Source organism: Fibrobacter sp. (assembly GCF_045112255.1).
In the GTDB taxonomy this organism is placed as follows: Bacteria; Fibrobacterota; Fibrobacteria; order Fibrobacterales; family Fibrobacteraceae; genus Fibrobacter.
Window position 1 is genome coordinate 1 of record NZ_JBGUHR010000094.1, and the last position, 3502, is coordinate 3502.

At 53.3% G+C, this 3502-nt stretch carries 1 protein-coding gene; it reads right to left on the minus strand.

What is annotated here, in order from left to right; genetic code table 11:
• Positions 1-318: 318 nt before the first annotated feature.
• On the minus strand, positions 319-3300 hold the full coding sequence (gene secA, locus ACJMM9_RS12640) for a preprotein translocase subunit SecA (protein ID WP_405327550.1): 2982 nt from the start codon (positions 3298-3300) through the stop codon (positions 319-321).
• Positions 3301-3502: the final 202 nt, after the last annotated feature.

The window sequence follows — 3502 nt, forward strand, 5'->3', positions numbered from 1 at the left end:
CGCCTACGGCGTCAGCGGCTTCACTCGGTTATGCCGGTCTGCAAGCAGCCCGTCGCAACACTCGTTTTGCACGCTACTGCGAAGAAAACACCTTGGCCGACGCTTTATCCTCTCAACGTATTTCTTTTCATTTAAAACAATTAGAATATCTCGCTTTTTCTTTTTTATGGATGTGAAAAATCCTCGGCGGGGAAGCCGAGGATTTTTCAATTACGTTTTGTGCGGGAGTGCTCGCGATTCTTGGAAGGAGATGCCCGATTAAATCGGGCATGACAATTCCGAATTATCTAGTAACTACTAACTAATAACTAGTAACTCTTATTCCACGTCCTTGCCGTGGCACTTCTTGTACTTGAGGCCAGAACCGCACCAGCAGAGGTCATTACGGCCGAGCTTTGCACCAGCCTGCTGCTGGGCACGCTTCACAGCGGCAGCAAGGGCGGCGTTAGCGGCAGCGGAGCGGTTCGGGCGAGTGCCCGGGAGTGCGCTCTGCGGCATCGGCTGTGCCTGCTGATCCTCGGAAAGGGCGTTCGTTTCAGAAGCGGCAGCCTGACCGGCGAGACCTGCGGCCTTTGCGCCTTCAGCACTCAACTGTTCAGCAGATTCTTGAGCCGGCTGTGCATCAGCGGATTCAGAAACATTGGCGTCACCAGCATTACCTGCGGCAGCGGCGGCTTCTTCAGCGGCCTTGCGTTCGGCATCGATCTGTTCCTGGCTCTTGAGCTGGAGCTGGTCCGGAGAGACCGTTACACCGTTCGGGAGCGTGATGCGGATGTTCAAAATGCGGAGAGCCGTAAGCGTTGCAATCTTTTCCATGCAGCTTTCGAACATCTTGAAGCCGTCGTTCTTGTAGACCATCAGCGGATCCTTCTGGGCGTATCCGTGGAAGCGGATAGCATCCTTCAGCTGGTCCATAGCATACAAGTGTTCCTTCCACACCTGGTCAATCGTCATGAGGAGGAAGCGGCGTTCGATATTGCGGAAGTCGGTATCCGGAATAATCTTCGTAAGCTTGTCGTAACGCACCTTGCAAAGGGCGATGATTTCATCGAGCACCTGTTCCGGCGTCTTCGACACAGCTTCATCAAGCGTGAGGCTGTATTCCATGCCGAGCGTACGCTGCAAGTCTTCGTGCAAGCCTTCGAGGTTCCACTGTTCCGCATAGCTCTTTGCCGGGATGTAGTTGGAAACCTTGATATCGCAAGCGTCTTCGATGCGGTTCATGATTTCGTCACGGATATCTTCACCGTTCAAGATGCGACGACGGAGTCCGTAAATCACCTTGCGCTGTTCGTTCATCACGTTATCGTAGTCGAGCAAGTGCTTACGGATATCGAAGCTCTGGCTTTCGACGCGGCGCTGGGCACCACGGATAGAGCGAGAAACGATCGGGTGGGTAATCACTTCGTCTTCGCCCACGCCAAAACGGTTCATGAGGTTCTTGACGTTGTCGCCACCGAAGATACGCATCAGGTTATCGTCGAGGGAGAGGAAGTACTGGCTAGAACCCGGGTCGCCCTGACGGCCGGAACGACCACGCAACTGGTTGTCGATACGGCGAGATTCATGGCGTTCCGTACCAAGCACATGCAAACCGCCGAGTTCAGTCACTCCCGGTCCAAGAGCAATGTCAGTACCACGACCAGCCATGTTCGTTGCAATCGTCACCTTGTCCTTGTGGCCTGCATACTGGATAATTTCAGCTTCGCGGCCATGGTTCTTGGCGTTCAAGACTTCGTGCGGGATGCCTTCCTTTTCGAGCATGCCGTGGAGGATTTCGGACTTTTCGATGGAAGCCGTACCCACGAGGAGCGGCTGGCCCTTCGCATGGCGTTCCTTGATTTCTGCAACAATGGCGCGCCACTTGGCATCTTCGGACTTATAAACGAGGTCCTGCAAGTCCTTACGGATGCACGGCTTGTTCGTCGGAATGACCCACGTGTTCATGTTGTAAATCTTGATGAATTCCGTTGCTTCGGTTTCAGCCGTACCGGTCATACCGGAGAGCTTCTTGTACATACGGAAGTAGTTCTGGAACGTGATCGTCGCAAGTGTCTGGTTTTCGCGGCGGATCTGCACATTTTCCTTAGCTTCGATGGCCTGGTGGATACCGTTAGAATAGCGGCGGCCTTCCATCAAACGGCCCGTGTTTTCGTCAACGATGATGATTTCACCGTCACGGACGATGTAATCGACATCCTTTTCAAAGAGGTACCAGGCGCGGAGAGCGTTATCGAGGAAGTGAACCCAGTCGGCATGTTCACCATAGAGGTTCGTAATGTGCATCAAGTCCTGGATGTGGAGCACACCCTTTTCAGTAAACTGGATGTTCTTGTCCTTTTCATCGACAGAGAAGTCCTTGTTACGGACGAGCTGCTTTGCAATTTCGTTTGCCTTTGCGTACTTTTCAGTAGCGTCTTCGGCCGGACCACTGATGATGAGCGGCGTACGGGCTTCGTCAATCAAGATGGAGTCCACTTCGTCAACGATACAGAAGTTGAGTTCGCGCTGCACGAGCTGGTTCGGTTCCACGGCCATATTGTCGCGGAGGTAGTCGAAACCGAATTCGTTGTTCGTGCCGTAAGTCACGTCGGAGTTGTAGCTTTCGCGGCGCTGTTCCGGATTGAGGCCTGCCACAATGAGACCGACCGTGAGTCCGAGGAACTTATAGACCATGCCCATCTGCTTGGCGTCACGGCCAGCGAGGTAATCGTTCACCGTCACCACGTGCACACCGTGGCCAGAAAGACCATTCAGGTAAACCGGGAGAGCAGCGGCAAGCGTCTTACCTTCACCGGTAGCCATTTCGGCGATGGCACCTTCGTGGAGCACGAGGCCACCGATCATCTGCACGTCGAAAGGCAACATGCGGAACGGCTTCACGGAATCCGGATAGAGTTCGCGGACCTTTGCGTAGAGAGCAGCCGGGAGGTAGACTTCCCATTCATTCTTTCCGCTTTCGAGTTCAGCCTTCGCCTTGTTCACGGCTTCCTGGAGTTCCGGGCCGAGACGGCTAAAGTCAAAGCCAAATTCCGGCTTGAAGATGTTGAAGATACCGAGACGGCGGTCGCAAGCTTCGCGGCAAACGGCAAAGGCATCAACCTTGATATCGTCGAGGGTAGCTCCATTATTCAGTTTTTCACGGAATTCAGCGCTTTTTGCAGCAAGTTCCGCGTCATCGAGCGATGCGAGAGCCTTGCAGGCTTCGTGAATCTTTGCAATCACCGGGCGGAGTTGCTTCACCTTACGTTCATGAGGTGTACCAAAAATCTTATGGAGTACTGTATCTACAATGCTCATGGTTGTCCTTGATTAAAAATTAAACGTGGTAAAAGTTAGCAAAAGATGTGCCAAACTTTTTTACGTTTCATCTTGAAATAGCGGCTAAACGCCTAAAAAATAGTTTTTATTCAATAAAGTACGTCATGCGGGCGGGGCCCCAGCTCGGAGTTGCGAAGGCCGCACGGGCCCCTCCCTGCACCCTCCCCATCCTTGGCCGACG

Coding starts and splice junctions, on each gene's coding strand:
- secA (WP_405327550.1), bottom strand. CDS start 3,300: ATGAGCATTGTAGATACAGTACTCCATAAGATTTTTGGTACACCTCAT.